The following is a 20,920-nucleotide window of genomic DNA, read 5'->3' on the forward strand; positions in this document are numbered from 1 at the left end:
CGGGATTGAGCAGGTGTTAGACGAGGAACTCGGCTGGAAGGAAAAGCATCGGACGAACGGTGAAGGACTGCCACCAGGATACGAGCACAGACTCGGCTAAGCCGCCTCGCTTCGCCTGAAGCGAGGCTGGCGAACAGCGACAGCTGTCTTCGGAGACCGGTCTGAGCGACGTCCACAGCGGAAACCAACCAGATATGTGACTCTTTCTCGACTCTCCGTGGCGTCAGAAGTGTACTTCGTCTCGTATCGGCGTCCTCACCGTGTCAGACCGGCTCTTGCTGCCACCGCCATCAAGAGAGTGGACAACTAGCGATTGTAGAACGAGCCCCCTCTGAGCTTCTCAAGGAGTGTGGCTGAATCGCTGTCTACGCCGACGAGCTCTGCGACGTCTTTCGGGCACTACTTTCCGCTTGGGTTGCGCTGCTGGCCTTGGCTCGCTTTGAGCAGTTCTCGGTACCGATTCCGAATCGTCACTGCACTGATGTCGGCGACCTCACTCACCTCGTCTTGCGTCAACTCTGCGTTAGCAAGTAATCCTCCAGCGTAAATCGCCGCAGCGGCAAGTCCAACTGGGCTCTTCCCACTGTGAACGCCCTCTCGCTTTCCATCTTCGAGGAGTGTTCGAGCACGGTGTTCGACAGCATCATCGACGTTAAGCTCTGAAATGAATCGGGGGAGATATTGCGCGGGATCTGCGGGCTGGACGGTGAGAGTGAGCTCGCGAACGATGTATCGATAGGCCCGGGTAAACTCGCGTTTCTCCACACGCGAGACGTGCTGGATCTCGTCGAGTGACCGTGGGACATCTTCTTGTCTCGCAGCAGCGTAGAGTGCGGCTGTCGCGACACCCTCGATAGAGCGACCTGGGAGGAGGTCCTCGGCAAGTGCGCGTCGATAGATGACGCTCGCCGTCTCACGAACCGCGTCTGGAAGCCCGAGCGCGGATCCCATTCGCTCGATTTCGCCGAGTGCGTGTTTGAGGTTCCGCTCTTTCGAGTCTCGAGTGCGGAATCGCTCGTTCCACGTGCGGAGCCGCTGCATTTTCTGACGCTGGCGCGTCGAGAGTGAGTTGCCGTAGGCATCTTGATTCCGCCAGTCGATGGTCGTCGACAACCCCTTATCGTGCATCAGGCTCGTCGTTGGTGCACCGACACGGGATTTCTGATCGCCCTCTTTCGAATCAAACGCGCGCCACTCTGGCCCGCGATCGATTTCGTCTTCACGGACGACCTCTCCGGTCTCCTCGTTGACCCACTCGCCGTGCTGTTCGTCGTAGACTAGCGCATCGTCGTCAAGTGACACGGCCTCTGGGTCTTCTGTCTGCCGTTCGTTCTCCTCCCGAGAACTACGCTTCGTCTCGCCCGAAGTGGATTGCCAGACAGTAGGTTTCGTTTCCGACATTGAGTATCTACACAGTGAGGCCGAACCCCCTTTGAACTCCGTTTGGGATATTCCAAACGCGATTGTCAGTGTGCGACAAGCGTGCGAACGCGGGTCACTCGGTCAAAACAAACAGAATGTGAAACAGATGGCTGAGAGCGGGTGCAACGAGACTCCCACTCCTAGCGAATTATCTCAGTTGTCTTGAGGTCGAACGGCTCGTTAGCTCTCGACGTCGAAGCCTTCGTCTTCTAGTGCGTCGACGAGCCGGCGGTCGTGTTCGCCTTGGAGTTCAATCTCGCCCTCGTCAGTGACGGTTCCACCGACGGCGAGTGTACTCTTCAGCGTCGACGCGAGAGATTCCACCTCGTCGATTGGCAGATCGAGTCCCTCGACGACTGTCATGGGCTTTCCGTACCGACGGCTGTCGACGCGAATCGAAACGCGCTGCTCAGAACGCGTTAGATCGTCACCGATACCGAGATCGTCTGGCAAGCCGGTAATGTCGCTGAGTGTGTCCTTTGCCACACGTCTGAGTAGGCCCCGAATCAGTATGAGCCCCTGTTTGGTATGTGCCAACTCCGATCGGTTTCATTCGAGTTGTGCGATGACCTTTCCAGGCAGAGTCTCACCGCGAGAGAGACGTCCGAGTGCGTCCGGTATCTCGTCGAACGAGACGATTTCGCCGGCCATCGGGTCGATATCGCCGTCTGTGAGCAGTTGGCCCATCTCGCGACCCATTTGTGCGAGGTCACCCCGTGCCCAATAGTCTCCATTGAGATATGCCACACCGAGCATGATCTTGTGAACCGAGAGCGCCTTCCCCGATTCGCGTCGAGTCTCCGCGTCAGGGAGGTTGAAAACGCATGCGAGTCCTCCTCCGAACGATAATGCGTCGAGTGCCTCGGTCGGGTTCTCGCCACCGACCGTATCGACCGTCGCAGACTGAAGTGCGTCGATTCCACCAGCCGCTTCGGTGACAAATGCGTCCCGTGAACTACCCTACCCTACTCGCTCACCGCTGACACGGTTCGCTCCCTGCGTTGCTTCATGAGGAAGGAGACTTAGCGCCAGAATACAGTTAATAGTCTCCCTGGTTGCTGTAGATCCGCTCGTGGCTGTGTGTGTAGATTTCAACGAGATTCCCGAAGGGGTCTTTACAGTAGGTCATCCGATACTCCTGCCCCGGGAACAGCTCCCAGACGTCGGTATGATGTTCGCCGCCCCTTTCGTCGATTTTCGCCGCCAACTCTTCGATGTTCGGGTCGATGACACAGAAGTGGAAGTAGCCTGGTTGCTTCGGGTCGGGTTCTTCGAACGCTTCTAGGTCATCGAACTCAAAGAGTTCGACCGCGACACCGTTCCCGGTCGTCAGGTGTGCAATTCGGGCGGACTCGAAGTCGCCGAGTACGTCTCGACAGAGCACTCCGATCTGTGTGTCTTCGTCACCGTCGACCTGTTGGGGCCCATGAAACACTCGAACCCGAGGACGCTCTCGTACCAGTCGATTATCTCATTGAGATCTGGGACAGTCGCACCGACGTAAGCGATACTCCGTGGCTGTGGTTTCGGACTCATACGACTCTCTCGACCCGCGACGGTAATGACGGGACGGGAGCCCCACGACTCTGCCGGGAAGCGTGCTGCACGGAAACATAACTAGTTATGATATTCCAAACGAGTCCGTCGGTGCTCACCCGCTGTTACGTCTCATATTGACATCCTCCCGCACCTAAAGACGCCGGAATTCCAAGCGTTTGGATAGTAGGGTTTATAGTCTACCACGTCGGTAGCTGGATCACGTGATCCGGTAACGGTCTTGGGCTCATCGACACACCGTGAATCGGTGCAGTGTTCGTCCTCAGTGGCCTCTTGCTGACGCTCGTCAGTTGGACGCTCGACCGTCGACAGAGGGGGACGACGACTGCATCGCTGTCTCATCGGACTAATCCGGGCGACCGCCTCGCCGCCTCGATTTCGGTCATCGACTGCCAAGCACTGAGTCGAAAGCTAACGGCTTCTTTTTCATCGACACGTCACGCTGGACTAACATTCAATCATCGCCTGCGGAACTGCGCTCGTTGGCGCAGAAGGTGTTAACTCTTCAAAACGGCGAGCATGTCTCACTGTGAGTTCTGTTTGGCATATTCCAAAGAGGGATATTTGCCGGTCACTAAGAGGGACAGTAGTATGCGAGAGTTCGTTTTTACAGTCGAGTACAAGAAGGGCGCCAACGAGGTCATGGACCTCTTTATCGAGAATCCAGACCTGCACGCAAAGTCTATGGCCGTCCACGCAACGGCTGACTCGATGTGGCGACTTGATCGAATCACTGGGCCAACCGAGGCTCTCGAGGAGTTCGACGCAGTCGTCGACAACGTCACACTCTGTAACGAGGTGATTGGGATGTGTGGTGCGCCTGTCGTCGAGTGGAACTACGAGATTCTCTCCAGTACCGCTGACAGCCGCATCGTCTACTCCTGCCGAAAGGAAGGTGACGGAGTCCAGTCGATTCCCTACGTCGCAGCCAAACATATCGGCGATGGTCTGTTGATGCAGGCCGAACGCCGAGGGGCACAGTACCAGTGGCGACTCCTTATCGACGACGACGATACCGTCGGTGCAATCTACGAGGAGGTCAACGCGGGGCTGAGTGACGGTCTCTCGCTTAGTGTCCAGCGACTTAGCGAGCCGAAGTGCTGGCTCGATGATAACCTAGAAGCTGACGAACTCCCACCAGAGCAACAGGCAGCTCTGGAAGCGGCAGTCGAGCACGGGTACTACCAGACGCCACGAGAGAATACCGTCCAAGAGATTTCGAAGAAACTCGGGATTCCGAGCTCCACACTCCAGTACCGACTTACTCGCGCCGAAGCATGGCTGGCACGGCAGTTCGTCAACGATGTACTCGGAACTGAAGTCGAAGAACGCGTCGAACCCGCCGAGCTCGAACTCAACGTCTGAGCGAAACGTCAACTTCGCGCATCCTCGGGACACACCAACCAAGCACTCAGGTGCGTCGAAGGCGAAAAGTAAACCATGGTGAACGGTGCGTTGGACACTGAGACTGGTACGTCACTGTCGTGTTACGACTGTGGACACGCCTATTGGTACCTCGGCAAGGGCGTGCATCAAGGAGAGTGTCCACAGTGTGGCTCACGACTTGTCACACCTGCAGGCGATCTTCGGATCGTCACGTCACAGTCTGCCGACACCGACGACCCTGCTGCGGTGCAGCTGACTGGCACCGACGATTCTGGTCGACTGTTCCAATACTGGTTCCGGACAGATACTGACCACGAAGCAGTCTGCACTCGGATCGATGTCTGTGGCTATTCACTAGAACTTGATCCCGACGCCGACTGGCCGCCTGAACTCTTTCCACCGTCAGTTGGAGACGACGACCGACTCGGAGCGTGACATCCTCCCCGTCGTGACCGATGGGGCTTCCCCCGCACGAGGAAACCCGGCCTGTTGCCGAGCAGGTTTCAGGACCCTCTCTCTCGAGGTCGGTGGGACGGGTTTCGTCCCTCGCTCGGGAGCGTCCTGTGGCGCTGTCACGGGCGCTCCCATCCGCAAGCGAGTCATCGACGCCCGGTTTCTCGGGGCGTCTCTCTCCCAAGCGGTCATGCCTCACGGCACGGTCGGTCCGGTCACACTTCCCCGACCTGTAGGCCGGGTTCCCGTGCTGACGAACGACGCGAACCCCGCAGTCGGTTGCAGAACCGACCCGTGGGAACCGACGCCCCGAAATATTCGGGACGCTGGTTTCAGCGCGTCTCGTACTCCCGCGCAAGTGGCGAGAGCCGACGTAACCCTTGCTAACGCGTACGAGACGGCGTGTACTAAGCGTTTGGGTTTCGGTGAGCAATCGTCAGCGGTTGCTCAGTACCATGTCGGATTCACGCCCGTCCCCAGAACGCGGAGCGTTCTGGTGTGCGAACGAGACGCGTCGCGTCTCGTCAACGCCGTGAACGGCGGGATTCTCTCCTTGAATCAAGATAGAGCGCGCAAGTCGGTCACTGGCTAGTTGTCAACTGACCGTAGAATAGAGTGATAGATATAGAGGATATATCCATCAAAGTGATGCCGGTCATCATCGACGGATGGACCGAATCAGCGCTTTGAGTGACATTCGCAAAGAGATCGGTGATGAATTCCGTGAATCAGTGCTGTCATCCGCCCCGATTCATATCCACTACCTCCATTCGTTCATCGAACGTGAGTCCCAGCATTTCGTCCTCCAACCGAATCGAAATGCGGATGCGAAGGGGATCCTCCGATAGTAGTTCCTCTTCAAAACCGAGGAGGTGCATCCGTTGTTCGTACGTCGCAAGGTCGAACTCGATGCCGTGGTCGTAAAAGAACGCGACCACCGCGGGGTGTCTCGACGGGTAGAACAACGTCGGCATCCGCCACCGGTATTTACACCTCTCGCAGACGTGCGTGACCAGCATCCAGAAGATTGACCCGCAGTTCTCACAGTACTGGTACTCGTCCCAATCCGGCTGGTGATCCGCGCAGGTGTCGACCGAGGTGATGGGCATTTCGCCCGCGCACTCGGGGCAAACACTGTCCATCACCGACGCCCGCCGATGAGCACCCCAAATCCGGTCCGCCTCGTTGATCTCGATCGGCGTCCGACCTCGCAACCCGGACGGAGGAAATTCGGTCTTGCTGATCACGCCCGGCGGGAACGATTCCACACATCGTGCGTCGCAGTTGGTACATTCCAAGTAGCGCCATCCCTCCCGATAGCTCCACTCAGGTTGTCCGCCACAGTACCAACACGAGATATCCACCGCAACTGGCTCAATCTCCGGATCGTCAATCGCAGTGCCAGAAAGTACCATCCTGACGATCCGCTTTCCCGCATCCATAAGCACATACCCGTCTTCCGTCCGCCGAACAAAAGTATCTCCGAGCTTATTCAGGTGGTAATTCAGGCGGCCGGGATCGTCGACATTGACCCGCTCGCGGAGCTCGGCGAACCGCACCGGCACTTCCTCCGCTGGATCGTGAACCTCCCAGAGTGTGCATAAGACTTCGAGCCTGGTCTCATCCGAGAGGAGCTTGAACGCCTCGTTCGCGGTAGCTGGGTCCGACCGTTCAATATTGCTTGGGTCGAGGGAACTCATACACGAAATAAGCGAGTGCTGATAATGACCTTTCCCCACGGTACCATACCACGTGATATGCAGGTTTCCAGTACGTGATGAAGGGCAACGAGAGGCTTTCCACCCCTGGAACTTGAATATCGGGTTTATGTGACAACTCCATTATAGAATGCAGATCCAATCGACATTCCAATAGAAATGTTGTTCTAATCATATTCATCTCGATGGCCGTAGACGGTGTAGTCGGAGGTCAACCGCAATGGCACAAGCACACAAACTCGACTGCGAATCGGCAGCGGCTGATTGCCGGTTCATCATCCAATCGGAAGACGAAGCCGAGGCGATCGAACTGGCCAAGCAACATATGCGGGACGTCCACGGCAAGGACTACACAGACGAAGAACTCCGGAGCAAACACCTGCAGATCGTCTAGAAACGGGACTATGTCAACTGAAACGCAAGCGGACCAGCTCGACGAACAGAAACTGTCCGACCTTGTGGAAACGTCGCTCATTGATCTCGGTGCGACGGTTCACGCCGCGCTGGCAGTGATTGGCGACGAACTCGGCCTTTATGCGGCACTCAACGGGGCTGGACCGCTCTCATCCGCTGAGCTGGCCGAGGAGACGGATACTGTGGAACGCTACGTCCGCGAATGGTTGCGTGCGCAGACCGCCGGCGGGTACGTGACCTACGATCCGGAGACCGATCAATACTCCCTCTCTCCCGAGCAGGCGTACGTGTTAGCCAACAGGGAGAGTCCGGTGTTCATGCCCGGCGCGTTCCAACTGGTGACGTCGGCGTCCAAGATCGGCCCCGAACTTCGAGAGGCGTTTCGAACGGGCGAGGGCATCGGCTGGCACGAACACGACGAGAACGTGTTCCACGGCACCGAACGCTTCTTCGGGCCGTCCTACGGAGCTTTCCTGATCGACTGGATCGAAGCACTTGACGGGGTGGATGAAACGCTGAAGGCAGGCGGGAAGATCGTCGACGTGGGCTGTGGTCATGGCGCGCCCACGATCCGCATGGCCGAAGCGTATCCCGATGTGACGGTTGTCGGCATTGACTACCACGAGGAGTCGATCGACGTGGCGCGCGAGCGGGCGAAAACGACAGATGTGGCGGATCGCGTCACCTTCGAGGTGGCAACCGCAAGGGAGTACAGCGGAACCGACTACGACCTCGTGACGATGTTCAATTGCTTCCACGACATGGGCGATCCCGTCGGCGTGGCGGCCCACGTTCGCGAGACACTCACCGACGACGGTGCGTGGATGATCGTCGAGCCCTACGCCGAGGACCGGGTCGAGGATAACCTCACCCCGTTCGGCCGTCTCGCATACTCCATCTCGACGGTGGCCTGTACGCCGAACTCGCTCAGCCAGGACGTCGGCTACGGGCTGGGTGCGCAAGCAGGTGAGGTCCAAACCCGTGAGGTCGTCACTGAAGGTGGGTTCACTCGGTTCCGCCGGGCGGCCGAGACGCCAACCAGTCTAGTCTTCGAAGCAAAGCCGTAAGATCAGATCTGATCGGCTGATTTTTCAACCATTGGGTACCGGTCGAGCGCTGGCGGTCGGTCACGACATCGAGTTGACGATGTCGCGGAACTCGTTGAGGGTGAACGCTCGGAGTGTTTTGTGACGTTGAAGAGTACGAAGACTTCCGCTCATCACTATGGTTGGATGCTGTCATTCGGTTGCAGTTCCTCACAACTCAAGTCAACGTTCAGCTTGCATTTCTGTAATTCAATTCCTACAAGTTCCTATCTGAAGCCGAGAACCGAGCGATTATGACCCAACGGGGCTAGCGAAAGGATTCGGATAGTCACTCTGTCTACTCTCGGGGAGTTACCAGAATCGGCGTGCTGAATAGAGAGCGCGGGCCGTGTTTAGACGCTAGCGAGAGGCGGTGTTGCCGAGAATTATGAGTAAATGAAGCGGGAATGAGTTGAGTATGCCCACCCAACTCGCCCGCTTCACCGACAATTGCGTCGATTTATCTCAAAAAGCTGTCGTTGGTGAGCCTCAGCCACCGCTGCAGAAGGGTCGCGGTGGCTACGCTGACTGGGTTATTGTCGCAATTCACTGTCTTCGCGAGTACCTCGACCAACCGTACCGGCGGTTGCTCGATATCCTCCACGAGATGCCTCGAATCACCGCTAAACTCGGACTTGCGGTGGATGAACTCCCCGACTTTACCACCGTGTGCACGAGAAAACAAGATCTCGAAATGCGCATCTGGCGCGTTCTCTTGCGGTTGTCGGCTTCTCTCCACGAGTTCGGTGAAGTCCAAGCGATTGATTCGACGAGTCTTGCTTACCGGTCGTCGAGTCACAACTACGCTAAACGAGTCAAAGACACCTTCGAGTCGGTGAAAACAACGCTTTTGGTCGATTGTACTAGCGGAGCGATTTTTGACGTTCACTGTTCGATGAACCTACCGCACGACACTCAGATTGCGTGGCAAGTGCTGATGAGAAATCTCGATCAGTTAGAAACAGTTGTCGCCGACAAAGGATCCGACTGGGATGATCTCCGCCACAAATTACGCGAAGAGGGCGTTAGACCGATGATTAAGCACCGTGAGTTCTACTCGCTTGATGCAGCACACAACGCGCGAATTGACGATGATGTCTACCACCGACGGTCAATTGTCGAAGCAATATTCTTCTCACTTCGCAAACGTTTCGGGTCAACAACCCGGGCTAAAACGTGGTTTGGGCAGTTTCGAGAGATTGTCCTAAAGGCAGCTGTCCGGAACCATGAACGGGCAGTGAGACTCTAAGTCCTGCAATCTCACACGTCTAAACAAGGCCAAGAGCACGTATTCAGCTGACGAATCTGAGAAAAACACCCCGCACTCTTCCAGATCGGTCGTACCGGCGAGTGGCTCCGAGCTCTCATCGCTCCCGAACAACGAACCCTTGTTTCAACCGATGACAGATAGCCCTCAGGCCGTTGGTTTGATGTTCTGGTTGAGGTGGAATACGTTGTTGGGGTAGTATCGGCTTTGAGCTCGGCGAGCCGCCTGTAGGTGTGCTCGCCATAGGCCTCGCGAACCCGCTGAGTGTCGTCATCGGCATCGAGGAAGTTCACGTAGACGCTTTCTCGATGGGGTTTGAGGGCCTCGAAGAACTCACGGGTCCACTCCGTGTCTGACTCGGCGAAATCCTCGTCGGGCCGCCACACGCCGTTGATGTTGATATTGTGTGGCGCGTTTCGACCGGCGTAGGCGGTGGCGTTCTCGGAAATGCGACTCACCACGCCACCGGGGTGAAAGATCACCGCGTACGATCGGGGTGACTCCGCGGCGAAGGCGTGGTCGACGAGAACGTCGATCAGGTCGTCGGACAGTTCTGGCAGGTCGGTCGACTTCCAGTAGTAATGCCAGCCATGAAGGACGGTGCTGTCGAACCCGCTCTGATGGACCATGTAGGCTTGCGGGAGACGAGGTCGAGAAGCGGCATCTGGAGGACGATCTGCCGCCGATAGCGACTGCTCAACGCCAAAACTCATCGTCTCTTTTTTCCAAGTACTATCCAAACACAGCTGACGCAAATTCAGCACCCACTGAGCGGATCGAGAAGCTGGAATGCTACACTTTGTTATAAGCTCTCCACCAAAATTTCAAGGAAGTCTAATTGAACACTATTCACATGTCTCGCAACAAACCATCTCGACGAACTGTCCTGCAAAAGACCGTCGCTTCACTATCGTGCACAGTCGGACTTGCTGGGTGTGCCGATGGGGGGAGTGATTCGACTGCCACTGAGGAAGGCGAGGGAGGAACAACCGAAGGTGGAACCGGAGCCACAATCGATGAAAGCGCCACGACGGACGAGATAACCACGACAAGTAGTGAGACGAGTACAGAAACCGAGGAGAGCACCGAGATGAACTCCAGTACTGAAACTGGCACTGAGACGAACCCCAGTACTGAAACTGGTACTAAGACGAGTACTGCCTCAAATGAGGCCGATATTCTCCTCGGCGGGAAGGTCGAAGCCTGGGTTGGGCAGAAGCCTGCCCGTATCGATGGACAGAATAATCCGACGCTTCAATTGACTGCGGGAACAGAGTACACGCTTATCTGGGGGAATCTCGACAGTGCTGAGCACGAACTCATTATCGAAAATGCGAATGGGCAAGAGTTAGCAGCCACAGAATCTGCCTCACAGCAGGGGGAAACACGGTCGCTCACGTTCACAGCGTCGCAGAAGATGGCGGAGTATTATTGTGAGTATCATCCACAGTCGATGCGCGGGACAATCGAAGTCAGCGAAGAGTAGTCGTTGAGACGCTCTCCATTGGTTGAGAGACAAAGAAATGGTGAGTCGATTCGATTGATTTCAGCCACAGAACAGTGATTCCGGTCGACGCTCTCACGATACATCGTAATCTCGGAACTTAATCTGTACTCGGACAGTCTTGAAGCGAGATCCACCGTGAACTTAATGCGTTTTTCGAGGTTTTCCCCAACGAGGCAGTCGACTGGATGTACAATACTAATAATCGATCGCTAGGATCGCTTTCTGAGGACGCCTATGAGCTTCTGCTGACTGCAATCGAGCCAGCACGGGGACTTGCCTTTGAAGAAGCTCTGGGTCACCTTCGGGAGGAGGGATTTTCTGAAGGTGATGCCGAGTATGCGGTCGAACGTCTCTTGTTACGGGGGTACCTCTACGAGGTCGACGGCGAACTGTTTGTTACCACGCGAGAGAACTCATCGAGCGAGTGATCACACGAGAAGGACCGTACTACTTGGAATCGAAGCCGCCGAGATCGTCCGACTCAGCGTTAGCAGGCGGTTCCGCTGGCGGTTCTCGGTCGTGTGGCGTTGAAGCGCCCGGATTCGTCGCTTCGGTTTCACGGGCTCTGTCTGCTTCTTCGGCTTTTTGAGACGATGCTTCTTCGGGCGTAGATCCAAGCGATTCGAGGGCTTCAATGATGGCTTGCCGGTACTGCTCTGTGTCGTCACCGGACTGCTCGTGGGCCATTCGGACGTACTCGTTGGCTCAGTCATCGAACCGCTCAATGCGTTCAAGCGTGCGCCGAGCAGTTTCAGTCACCCATCGATTAGGAGTGTCGGCGTCGACGACGGCCAGATGCTCAGGGCGGAGTGAAACGTTGACAGTTCCGTCGTCGGTTTCGTAGGTACACGGGGTTTGCCGACAACGGCGACGAACGCAGGGGGTTCAGTCTCCCGAAGCATGCTGGCTGCTTCGGGTTGATACTGGCCGGCGTAGACGAAGACCGTCCCCATGGGATCAACGATCTGTTCCTGCCAGTACTCGTTGTCGTTGCCGGCGTCCTCTGTTTTAGTGAGCTTCCCGACGATGAACACGTGGTTGGCTTTCGCACCGGTCGGTAACAGCGCATAGATCGGCGCTCGCTCGTCATCGTCCTCCCGAAACGTGTAGGTGGCAGCGTTGAACTCGCGGGCGAACGCTCGCTGAGCTACCTCTCGCATGGGGGGTTGGCCTTGACTCATCTGTGGTTGCTCTCTCGGGAAGATGGAATCCTTCAGGCTGTATGTATCTCGTCATAGTCACTAGTGGCATTATGACAATTATATAGAATTTTGGACTCTTTGACGTCACAGACCTCTTACCCCCTGAAATCAGCGTGCTGAACTCGGCGTGTAAGTCGGTCTGCCTCGTTTAACTTGCTCGGCCATTTTCGGTGTCCGAGCAGATTTATTTTTGTTTGTAATCATAACACAAGATATTTAGTTACTCGATCGACAGTTTCGAGTACATGAATCGACGCTCGTACGTCGTTCTTACAGGAACCCTCTTGACCACTGGGTGTACTGGGACTGGGTCAAGTGGCTCGCCGACAACCTCTTCCACTGATTCAACTGACACAGAGACCGAAACAACCCAAACACAATCGTCTACGGAAGAGTCGGTGAAAGCGGTTTCAATCGGCTCGGAGTCTGACCTCCCGAAAGATATCAACGACCGCACCATCCAAGTGTCCAAATCGGACAGTCCGGCAACGATCATTGTTACCAAGCCCGATGACAACGGGTTTGAGAAGCAATATGAGGCTCCCGCAGGTACCGACTTCAAACTCGATATCTACGTCGTTGACGATTATAGGGTAACGGTCAAGACGAGTGGGAATCGCTCGAAAACAGTTGAAGTCACCGAAGAGTCGTTCACTTGTGTGTCTTCGGTAACTCACATTACTCTCCATTCTGGAGCAATCCATGTCGCAGAGCAAGAACCGAACGCCTCGTGCGAGTCTGGAACAAGCACTACCACTACCGCCAGCGAATAGACTTCGCTAAGAGGTCGACTCACCCTCTCCGTTCAGCACGCAGTTTCTGACAACTGCCGTGGAATAGATGGAATGACTGTCTGAATCCTTTGCTAACCCAGTAGTCGATGGGTTGGTGAGCAGGGAAGTTGTGTTGGGACGAGCACGGAGTCGCCTTGAGATTGACATCCTCCCCGCCCTCAAGGGCGAGGCTTTGCGCTTGAAATTTCGTAACGCAACTGGTCGGCTCTGAGCACAACAACACCGATGAGAAGGAGCGTACCGAGCCTGACGGGTTAGAAGTGTAGTCAGATGCACTGTTTCTCGTCGATGCACTCGAACGCCACGACGTGACCGACCCATCCGGCTTGGAGACAGAGACGCTGGTGAACATCTACACGCTGCTGTCGGACGTCCAGCGGAATGCGAATGATGTGCGGAAAGCACTCGCCGACGTCTTGCTCACTTGACTGCATCATGACCGACCGATCCACGGGCAATACGGCTCTGTCCAACGCACCTCGCGGCGCAACCGACACTCAAAGACGATGAGGACGTTCTCGCGATGCTAGAATCCGAAGGAATCGATCGCGAGCGCATTATGAGTGTTGACCGCACAAAAGTCGATGAAGCACTCGAGGTGACAACAATGTCGGAGTCTGATGTCTACGAGATTGCCGAAAGCGAATACGTTCGGAAGGCGGAGGTCGATGAGGACGTGAAAGAGACACGCCTGCAAGGACTGAAAGACCGGCTTGCGGGGTCCGAAGAGCCAGAGACAGCGGAGCTGCGAGATGAGATCGGAGAGTGAGAACAACGCATCGAGGACCTCACGAGTTTCCGTACGGGGACAGAAGTCCACTGACTTGCTTTCTTGAACGCTCTTGTGAAGGACATTGTTGGTGAGTCAGAGAACAGTTCGAACGATTTCTTTCAAGGCTTCTCGTCCGAGTTTACGTAGGATCTTCCGACGAAGTTCGAAGAGTCTGAGATACGCGGTGAGCTTGTCTTTCCAGATACCTCGATGCGGCGAGAGCCACCGTCGCGACAGCGACGCGTAGCTCTCGCACGGATTCACGTGTGCGTCTCCATCAACGTACTCGTCTTCGCCGTGAATAACCGCTTCTCGCCGGTACGTTTCGTCCTTCTCCAATGGGTCGTAGGCACGAAATCCGTCGATATAGACTGTCAGCGACTCCTCCTCGTGGTTACCGAGGAGGAGTCGCACCCTCGATTCGTCGGCGGATTTCGCTGGGATGACGTATCGTTGATCGCTGCCGCGATCAACGAGGACAAACACTGGTGGTTTGTCTTCGTCATAGCTTCCTCGTCCACGTTTCTTGAGTTAAAAACATCTCAGAAATGTGCCAATACATGAGAGGTAGAAGTCCATCTTCGAGACTGAAGGCTTCCACCCGATGCCTACATTTTGCGCTACGCAGTCCGTCACACGCTGCGTCATTCAAGTCACAATCCACCAGGTTGTGTCACCGAACCTGGACCTGTCTCGGCTTGTGCGCTGCCAGAGTCTGCCAAAACTCAGGCGCACGGCCGTTCCTGACCCCCGCCTTCTGAGTGATAGCTGGTCCGTTCGGCCCGTGACAACGAGAATCGTTAGTTTCACTTCAAACAAAGAATGTGTTTCAGGTGCCAGTAACGCCCCGTCGTCTCGAGCAGAAGACCGGCGCAAGGCGTTCCTGGTTTTCGTCTCGACTCTTGACACAGACGGCCCCCGTGATGAGACTTAAGAGATCAGATATAGCTTGAGTTCACACGCCCTCTCTTGGTCGTGTTAAGGTTTAAACATTATTCTAGTGGTTTGTAGCGCCTCAGACTCGTCGAGTGAGGTGTGTACGAACGGCCCACTGGTACGCTCTACAGATAGCATCAAGACGAGCAATCGTCGCTAAAACTGGGTAAGTCACGTTGAGGTCCTCATATAAGTACGAGACGAACGTATCATGTTGTCGTGTTGCGACAGAATGTTGACACGTGGTGTCTTGCAGAAATGATTGGCGGGATCGGACCAGCTCATCGCATCGAGTTCGATATGACTCTAGCGATTCATGTCGATTCTGGAGTGTGGGAAACGAAAGCATAGCAATGTGCGTCTCTCCAGCTGACGCAAGCCACGCTGACACAGTGTCGACTGTTTCTGTGGCTTGCTCCAAGAACGATGCCTCCTGATCGAGTGTCTGTTGCATAGCCTCTGCTTCTGTTAGTCGCTGTGATGCTTTCGTCAGTATTGCTTGCTGGAGAGTACTCGAGAACGTCGTCTCGGTTGTTGGGGCAAGCGCGAGCGCGATTTCGTCAGAAAGTTCGATCCGAATTGTCTCTAGCAACGGTTCAGACTTGTCAACGTCAGCAATGCTGTGTGGACGAAGAGTTTCAGCAAACGCTGTACGAACTGTTTGACAGCCTTCACTGCCTGACGGGCCTGCTACCGGATTTGCTTTCGAGGGCATTCTCATTTCAACTGAAGAAGAGACACTCGAATCAGGAGAGAGTCGTGACACTTGAGAAATAAACGTCTCAATTGCTGTCGATCGCGCAGTGAACGCATCGCGTTCTGCTTGTAACTGCGTTCGCGCATGACTGAGCGGCGACTCAAGCGACATATTACTCCTCAACGCAGAGTGGAACCCTCACTGGTGCATGAGAAAGTTCACTCGTCGGTTGGCTCGCTCCCTGTCGGACTGTCTCAGTCCGCTGGTGTGGCAGCTGTCGTGAGGTGGTGTCACTGCAGTGACCCGACTGTTGGAAGGTATACTGTGGTGTCATATCAAATAAAATGGTTTCAATCAATATACATTTATCGGACGTGTTAATAAATATAAATTTTGGACGCAACTGTTGCGGTGACTGTCTGTACGAGTTGAGGGACGATATCAGGATGACAGACAGAGACAACCCGTGAGGGATGGATTACTCACAAGGGAATCACGGTAGCTGTCTCATGCCTGGGACCGCACTAAGTACGGAGGCACAACCTTCAGTTGAGTTCTTTGGTATGTTCTTCATTGGAGTTTACACGGACTGTAGGGGCTTGAGAGCCCCACTGAGGGTGACTCTTCCAGAACCACCAATCGAACTACCTACCCATCAGATAGTGTGCTAACGGTATTCGTGGAGTCTGGTGCGGTGGTTCAACTGACTCAAAAAAATCCGAGTTCGCTAACAGTCGTCTTCTTCGACCGTCGGCGTCGACTCTGTGGTTTCAGTTTCGTCCGGAGTCGCAGTCTCGTTCGGAGTCGCAGTCTCTTCTGGGGCTTCAGACGGTACCTCGCCGAAGCAACAACGTTCCCGCCGGGGGTGAGGACTGCAACCTGGTCTGACTCGTTGTTGATTACTTCATAGTCATCGTAATCAAATGTGACGTCCGCGTTAGCGACGTCGACTGCGCCTGATGCAACAACGATTGACTGGCCAGTTTCGATCGTCGTTCCACTGGGGAACGTCTTGTCTTGACTGACGTTCGGTTTGTACTCGAACTCCATGATATAACCAGAGAGATCGACAGTCGAACTGCCTTCGTTCTTGATGACGACGTATTCTTCCTCGGAATTCACCGACGTGATAGTGAGTGAGACGTCTTCCTGTGCGAGCACAGTTTGTGCGCTTGCGCCACCTGCGACAGCGATGCCAAGCCCTGCAATGAACTTCCGTTGACTAGATGCCACTCCAGATTATCGCGTATTCCTCTATGTTCTAATAGATTGTGTGATAGAATAGAATTCCAATAAAAATAGAATATCATTCTACTGAATAGAACCGCACCATAATTATTTCAGCTAGCAATATATTATTTTAATTAGTATCAAAGAAATATTTATTACAGGTCTTGTGCGGTAGGGTCGTTGTCTCCCTGAAAAAAAAGTGATCAAACCAGAATCAGCTACCACAAAACACTCATAGAACACCTCTCAACGGAGAGATGACAGCGGTCACAGAGAAGTGGTTCGAACAGTGGTTTCAGGCACCATACTCGACCGCCGTGCCCGTTCACTACCAGACCGCCATCTGGTCTCGACCACTTCTTCAATTCCCCCTTAGATAGGACGAGCCATAGACAGCTGTATCTCAAATTTTATATCTCATTCTAAAATTCATTGATAGCGATGGTTATTTAAGCATGAAACGAATGGTCAATTTCATGATGAAGGGATGATCTATCACGGCAGTAAGGGGGAGTACTATGGGGATGTTGATCTCTGGGAACGGTTCGAGTCTGGGGTGTGGACACCACAGTTTTGGAACACGGAGACCGGCGCTGAGTGGGTCGAAACAGACGACGGCGAGTTGCTTTGTCTCACGCCAACCACCTGCCGAGACATCTTAGAGGAGATACAATTTGAACGTGTGCGTGACGGTGTTCGGGTTCTTTCTGAGTAGCTGATCCGTTTGGCTCGTAGCAACGAGAACCGTTAGTTTCAATTCAGACAAGGAATATGTTTCAGGTGCTAGTAACGCCCCATCGTCTCGAGCAGAAGACGACGCAAGGCGTTACTGGTTCCGCCCGGTCTTCTCGGCATACCCCCCGACACCCAGAGTTACTAATCTGTCATCTATTGGGTTCTTACAAACTCACTGTCAGGCCCGTATGAACTCAAGATGTATCGATTTCCTCACCGCTCTCTGACTCGGTGTCGACCAGAGGAGACGGAACCAGTGACGCCCTACGTCAGTTCTATGCCCAAGGCGACGGGGGCCTCACTGGCAGATGAGACACGTTCTGTATTTGTAGTAAAGCTAACGGATTCTCGTCGGCACGATCGAGACGTACGCGGCGGAGAATCGGTTGCTATCCCAAACGTACCCCTTGTCGCAAGTCCCTACAAGTGGTGTAGGACAGCCTCCTTGCGAGCGAGTCGTTGGACAGCTCCGGTGCCGTGATTCGTGCACGGGCCAATGTGCACGCATAGATCTCGTCTGTGTGCCCTCTCGCCTCCCCGACAGTCGGTTGTCGTGCTGCTGCTAGTCAGAAAACGCGCCGTGGGTCATGGCATTGATATTGCCCTTCGGAGCACCACCGCCGGCGTTACTGACTGCATGATTGTCGCCAGGTGGTGCACCGTGTCCCGGCGGTGGTCCGCTCCCCAAGTGCATGAAACAGAACTCGACGCCGTCGCCGACTTCTCGCTGACATGGTCCGTTGCTCGCGGGGTGTGCACAGGTGCTTGCCATCGTTAAATCACCATACGTGGGTAGGGTTTTGTGTTTATGTCTTCAGAGAGCAATATTCCTGTGTCTTAGGGTGTGAGAAAGGGTCCACAAAGGGATGGGGTCTGTAAGCGGGCCGTGAAGGGGAGACGGCTCACGCGACAGTCTACACCACTGATATATGGGATTTAATGTTAGTCGCTGTTGTCCAACTGTCTTCGGTCTACGTGGTGCGGGCAGAGGCCCAAGCCAGGGATTGCTGGGTATTTACATCGAGTACCATGTCCCGTTGTGCCAGCGCAACGGTCACGGTCGCTATTAGAATCAGCGCTCATACACCTTGTAGAAGTTTTACGGAAGTTCGAGGAGAAAGCCCCCGTCTTTAACGCGGGGATGAATCCGACAGTTGACTACACTATTCATTATCGATAGCGCGTTGAGTTTGGATACATATCTTTTGGGCTTCCACCGTACCACATGGTGATGGTCTTCCCCATACTCGGCACGGCGGTTTCACCGTCTACTGGTCTTCGACCAGCGACCGTGATGGGTAATAAAACCAGAACCGCTCTGCCACGTTCTCGTAATGGAGACGCGAATGGCAGTACCCAACAGGCTGAATACCCTGTCGTGGAGGGAAATGCACGTCCTCGGTCACAATTGGACGGCTACCGTCGAAGGGTCACGCGAAAGCGTCTTTGAACCCCGAGGAAACACGGAAGCTTAAACTCCACTTCGTGGAATCCTCGCCCTGTAGGGCGGGGAGGATGTCAATAATCATCAATTACACCCCGAGACAAGAGCCAACGCTCAACCTCTGAAATAACGACCGGGCTGCCAACAATTTTGATCGAACTTTCTTCAGAAACAATCGTTACTACGAATCTCTCTTCTAAATCCTCTTGTAATTCCCCGAGCCCATCTGTCGAGAGCTTGATTTGGGTACTATCTCGGAACCACTCTGCATTTCCCACGTTTTGAAGGAGTCAAATCCCCCAAGTAATAACCGCTATGTTTTGTACTACTCTCTAAAAACAGAAATTTTTTCTATCGTAAGTTTATTAGATGTGGTCGACTGAATCGCCTGCATCTGTCGCTGTCGTCGGCAAACCCCGTGTACCTACGAAACCGACGACGGAACTGTCAACGTCTTACTCCGCCCTGAGCATCTGGCCGTCGTCGACGCCGACACTCCTAATCGATGGGTGACTGAAACTGCTCGGCGCACGCTTGAACGCATTGAGCGGTTCGATGACCGAGCCAACGAGTACGTCCGAATGGCCCACGAGTAGTACGGTGATGACACAGAGCAGTACCGACAAGCTGTCATTGAAGCCCTCGAATCGCTTGGAGTCACGCCCGAAGAAGCAGACAGAGCCCGCGAAACCGAAGCGACGAATCCGAGCGCTTCAACGCCACACGACCGAGAATCGCCAGCGGAACCGCCTGCTAACGCTGAGTCGGACGATCTCGGCGGCTTCGATCCCAAGTAGTGCGGTTCTACTCGCTCGATGAGCCCGCATACTCGGTAACGAATAACTCACCGTCGACCTCGTAGAGGTACCCCCCGTAATAGGAGACGTTGGCTGTGTTGAATCACTAGACGGCGTCGGGATTGGTCGCTAAATCAAAGGAGTTGAAGCGGGAGGATTTGGTTGTCCATGACGCAAATCTCCCGCCTCACTGGGCAAGTTGTCCCTGTTGCTCAAAGAGGTACTGGCGATGGAGACGAATCCGCCGCTCCGGAAGGAGGCGGCGGATTCGCCGACTATGCGCTCGTTTCCCTCCACTGTCTGCGGATTTGCCTCGATACGTCCTACCGGATGACGATCGACCTGCTCAAAGAGATGCCACAAATAACCGGGGAGATCGGCCGCGTCAAGGCCGATCTCCCCTCACCACCTACGTTGTGTAAGGCGTTCGACCGGATCAGCATGAGTGTCTGTCGAGTGCTGCTGCGCCAGTCGGCGCAGCTGCACGACCCCTCGAAACACGGCGCAATCGACGCCACGTTCTACGAACGATCAGCTGCAAGCCGTCACTACTGCCAGCGACCAAGCTACCGCGTCCAGAAGCTCAAAGTGACGAAGCTCGTCGATACAGACTCTCAAGCTGTTCTTGACGTTCACTGCTCGACGAACCGGGAAGGAAGCGACTCAGACCTCGCTGAGCAGATCGCCCGCCGGAACGCGGGCGATCTGCGGTCTCTCGCCGCTGATAAGGGCTACGACAAGGAAGCACTTCGTGAGAATCTCCGTGAGCTTGGGATTCGACCGTTGATCAAACATCGAATCTTCGCTCCGTACGACCATGCACACAACGCGAGAATCGATGAACAGCGCTACAATCAGCGATCGATGACCGAGACCGTGAACTCGGCTGTCAAGCGCTCGCTCGGCTTCGCCGTGCGAGCGCGCTCTTGGTTCCGTGAGTTCCGAGAGATCGCTCTGATGTGTGAGGTCTACAACATCAAACGGTTCGTGAATCGGTGAATTCGAACGCCGTATGGCGATTCAACACAGCCGTTCAAACACTGTGACCCGAACGTACAACTGCCCACACTGCGTTTCTGTGTCTGTCGTTGCGATGGTTCCCCATCGTGAGTGACTGTCCGAAAACTGGCAGCTGACGTGGTGTTTGCCTCATTAAAATGTAAGCCTTCGGACGACCAACCTGACACAAAAGAATCAGATAACCCGAAGTCCTTCACAGGAGACGAATAACGGGGGCGTGGCACTCCCATCGGCGCGTCGGGTCGTAAACGGAAGTTCCCAAACCAGCGCAATCGGGCGTGGGAAGCCCACGACTTTAGGGCGGGGAGGATGCCACATCTCTCGTGACCCCCCGTCATCGAAGTGTAAGTACTGCAGAGAGGGCGTCTCTCGAGTGATTTCAGGACAACACTGTTTGGAGCACTCACTCTCCCGTGATGACATCCTGTTTCGAAGACGAACAGTTATGAGACGCGAAACGTTATGTCACTCCATCTGAATTGCC

The 20,920-nt window shown here is 54.8% G+C and carries 16 protein-coding genes and 3 pseudogenes; 8 read left to right on the forward strand and 11 right to left on the reverse strand.

Annotated elements, in window-relative coordinates; all coding sequences use genetic code 11:
- Positions 1-399: 399 nt before the first annotated feature.
- The 4 genes from BSG17_RS16710 to BSG17_RS16720 all read right to left on the reverse strand — a co-directional run bounded on the left by BSG17_RS16710 (position 400) and on the right by BSG17_RS16720 (position 2,857).
- Positions 400-1,401 carry a transcription initiation factor IIB gene (locus BSG17_RS16710; RefSeq protein WP_089826142.1) on the reverse strand — a complete coding sequence of 334 codons (1,002 nt, stop codon included), beginning with the start codon at positions 1,399-1,401 and terminating at the stop codon, positions 400-402.
- Between the two features lie 201 nt (positions 1,402-1,602).
- Positions 1,603-1,908: a stress response translation initiation inhibitor YciH gene (gene yciH / locus BSG17_RS16715; protein WP_089826145.1), complete on the reverse strand. Its 306-nt coding sequence runs from the start codon at positions 1,906-1,908 to the stop codon at positions 1,603-1,605.
- 63 nt (positions 1,909-1,971) lie between these two features.
- A complete protein-coding gene (locus BSG17_RS26130; protein ID WP_139246669.1) occupies positions 1,972-2,340 on the reverse strand; it encodes a zinc-binding dehydrogenase in 369 nt (122 codons plus the stop codon).
- A 121-nt stretch (positions 2,341-2,461) separates the two neighbouring features.
- The gene (locus BSG17_RS16720; RefSeq protein ID WP_089826147.1) at positions 2,462-2,857 is read right to left on the reverse strand and encodes a VOC family protein; all 396 of its coding nucleotides are present in this window, start codon (positions 2,855-2,857) and stop codon (positions 2,462-2,464) included.
- Between the two features lie 713 nt (positions 2,858-3,570).
- On the opposite strand from BSG17_RS16720, the gene BSG17_RS16725 reads away from it, so the two are divergent.
- Positions 3,571-4,344: a helix-turn-helix domain-containing protein gene (locus BSG17_RS16725; RefSeq protein ID WP_089826149.1), complete on the forward strand. Its 774-nt coding sequence runs from the start codon at positions 3,571-3,573 to the stop codon at positions 4,342-4,344.
- Between the two features lie 1,211 nt (positions 4,345-5,555).
- Here the strand turns inward: BSG17_RS16725 and BSG17_RS16735 are convergent.
- Positions 5,556-6,518 carry a winged helix-turn-helix domain-containing protein gene (locus BSG17_RS16735; protein ID WP_089826153.1) on the reverse strand — a complete coding sequence of 321 codons (963 nt, stop codon included), beginning with the start codon at positions 6,516-6,518 and terminating at the stop codon, positions 5,556-5,558.
- 238 nt (positions 6,519-6,756) lie between these two features.
- Between BSG17_RS16735 and BSG17_RS16740 the strand changes: the two genes are divergently transcribed.
- The 3 genes from BSG17_RS16740 to BSG17_RS16750 all read left to right on the forward strand — a co-directional run bounded on the left by BSG17_RS16740 (position 6,757) and on the right by BSG17_RS16750 (position 9,284).
- Positions 6,757-6,930 carry a DUF1059 domain-containing protein gene (locus tag BSG17_RS16740; RefSeq protein ID WP_089826155.1) on the forward strand — a complete coding sequence of 58 codons (174 nt, stop codon included), beginning with the start codon at positions 6,757-6,759 and terminating at the stop codon, positions 6,928-6,930.
- Between the two features lie 10 nt (positions 6,931-6,940).
- The gene (locus BSG17_RS16745; RefSeq protein ID WP_089826157.1) at positions 6,941-8,017 is read left to right on the forward strand and encodes a class I SAM-dependent methyltransferase; all 1,077 of its coding nucleotides are present in this window, start codon (positions 6,941-6,943) and stop codon (positions 8,015-8,017) included.
- A 436-nt stretch (positions 8,018-8,453) separates the two neighbouring features.
- Positions 8,454-9,284, forward strand: a complete 831-nt coding sequence (locus BSG17_RS16750) for an IS5 family transposase (RefSeq protein ID WP_089826159.1) — start codon at positions 8,454-8,456, stop codon at positions 9,282-9,284.
- An 11-nt stretch (positions 9,285-9,295) separates the two neighbouring features.
- Here the strand turns inward: BSG17_RS16750 and BSG17_RS16755 are convergent, their stop codons facing one another.
- A complete protein-coding gene (locus tag BSG17_RS16755) occupies positions 9,296-9,931 on the reverse strand; it encodes a hypothetical protein (RefSeq protein WP_211609177.1) in 636 nt (211 codons plus the stop codon).
- 224 nt (positions 9,932-10,155) lie between these two features.
- Between BSG17_RS16755 and BSG17_RS26135 the strand changes: the two genes are divergently transcribed.
- Entirely contained in the window at positions 10,156-10,788 is a 633-nt protein-coding gene (locus BSG17_RS26135; protein WP_139246670.1) for a cupredoxin domain-containing protein, read from the forward strand.
- Positions 10,789-10,994: 206 nt separating this feature from the next.
- A complete protein-coding gene (locus tag BSG17_RS16765; RefSeq protein WP_211609179.1) occupies positions 10,995-11,237 on the forward strand; it encodes a hypothetical protein in 243 nt (80 codons plus the stop codon).
- Positions 11,238-11,403: 166 nt separating this feature from the next.
- Here the strand turns inward: BSG17_RS16765 and BSG17_RS16770 are convergent.
- A pseudogene (locus BSG17_RS16770) lies at positions 11,404-11,990 on the reverse strand (RPA family protein); the annotation flags it as partial.
- A 1,006-nt stretch (positions 11,991-12,996) separates the two neighbouring features.
- On the opposite strand from BSG17_RS16770, the pseudogene BSG17_RS16780 reads away from it, so the two are divergent.
- Positions 12,997-13,574 (forward strand): annotated as a pseudogene (locus tag BSG17_RS16780) (hypothetical protein); the annotation flags it as partial.
- A gap of 96 nt (positions 13,575-13,670) precedes the next feature.
- Here BSG17_RS16780 and BSG17_RS16785 read toward each other — a convergent pair.
- From BSG17_RS16785 to BSG17_RS27530, 4 genes and pseudogenes are all read right to left on the reverse strand, one after another.
- Positions 13,671-14,108 (reverse strand): annotated as a pseudogene (locus BSG17_RS16785) (IS1595 family transposase); the annotation flags it as partial.
- A gap of 484 nt (positions 14,109-14,592) precedes the next feature.
- The gene (locus BSG17_RS28955; RefSeq protein WP_449271720.1) at positions 14,593-15,381 is read right to left on the reverse strand and encodes a DUF7260 family protein; all 789 of its coding nucleotides are present in this window, start codon (positions 15,379-15,381) and stop codon (positions 14,593-14,595) included.
- Between the two features lie 537 nt (positions 15,382-15,918).
- A complete protein-coding gene (locus BSG17_RS16790; protein ID WP_170864833.1) occupies positions 15,919-16,371 on the reverse strand; it encodes a lamin tail domain-containing protein in 453 nt (150 codons plus the stop codon).
- A gap of 2,322 nt (positions 16,372-18,693) precedes the next feature.
- The gene (locus tag BSG17_RS27530) at positions 18,694-18,897 is read right to left on the reverse strand and encodes a VNG_1110C family protein (RefSeq protein ID WP_089826169.1); all 204 of its coding nucleotides are present in this window, start codon (positions 18,895-18,897) and stop codon (positions 18,694-18,696) included.
- A 687-nt stretch (positions 18,898-19,584) separates the two neighbouring features.
- Here BSG17_RS27530 and BSG17_RS16810 point away from each other — a divergent pair.
- On the forward strand, positions 19,585-20,415 hold the full coding sequence (locus tag BSG17_RS16810; RefSeq protein WP_089826171.1) for an IS5 family transposase: 831 nt from the start codon (positions 19,585-19,587) through the stop codon (positions 20,413-20,415).
- The last annotated feature ends 505 nt before the right edge of the window (positions 20,416-20,920 follow it).

It is taken from the genome of Halogranum amylolyticum, assembly GCF_900110465.1.
Classification (GTDB): domain Archaea; phylum Halobacteriota; class Halobacteria; order Halobacteriales; family Haloferacaceae; genus Halogranum; species Halogranum amylolyticum.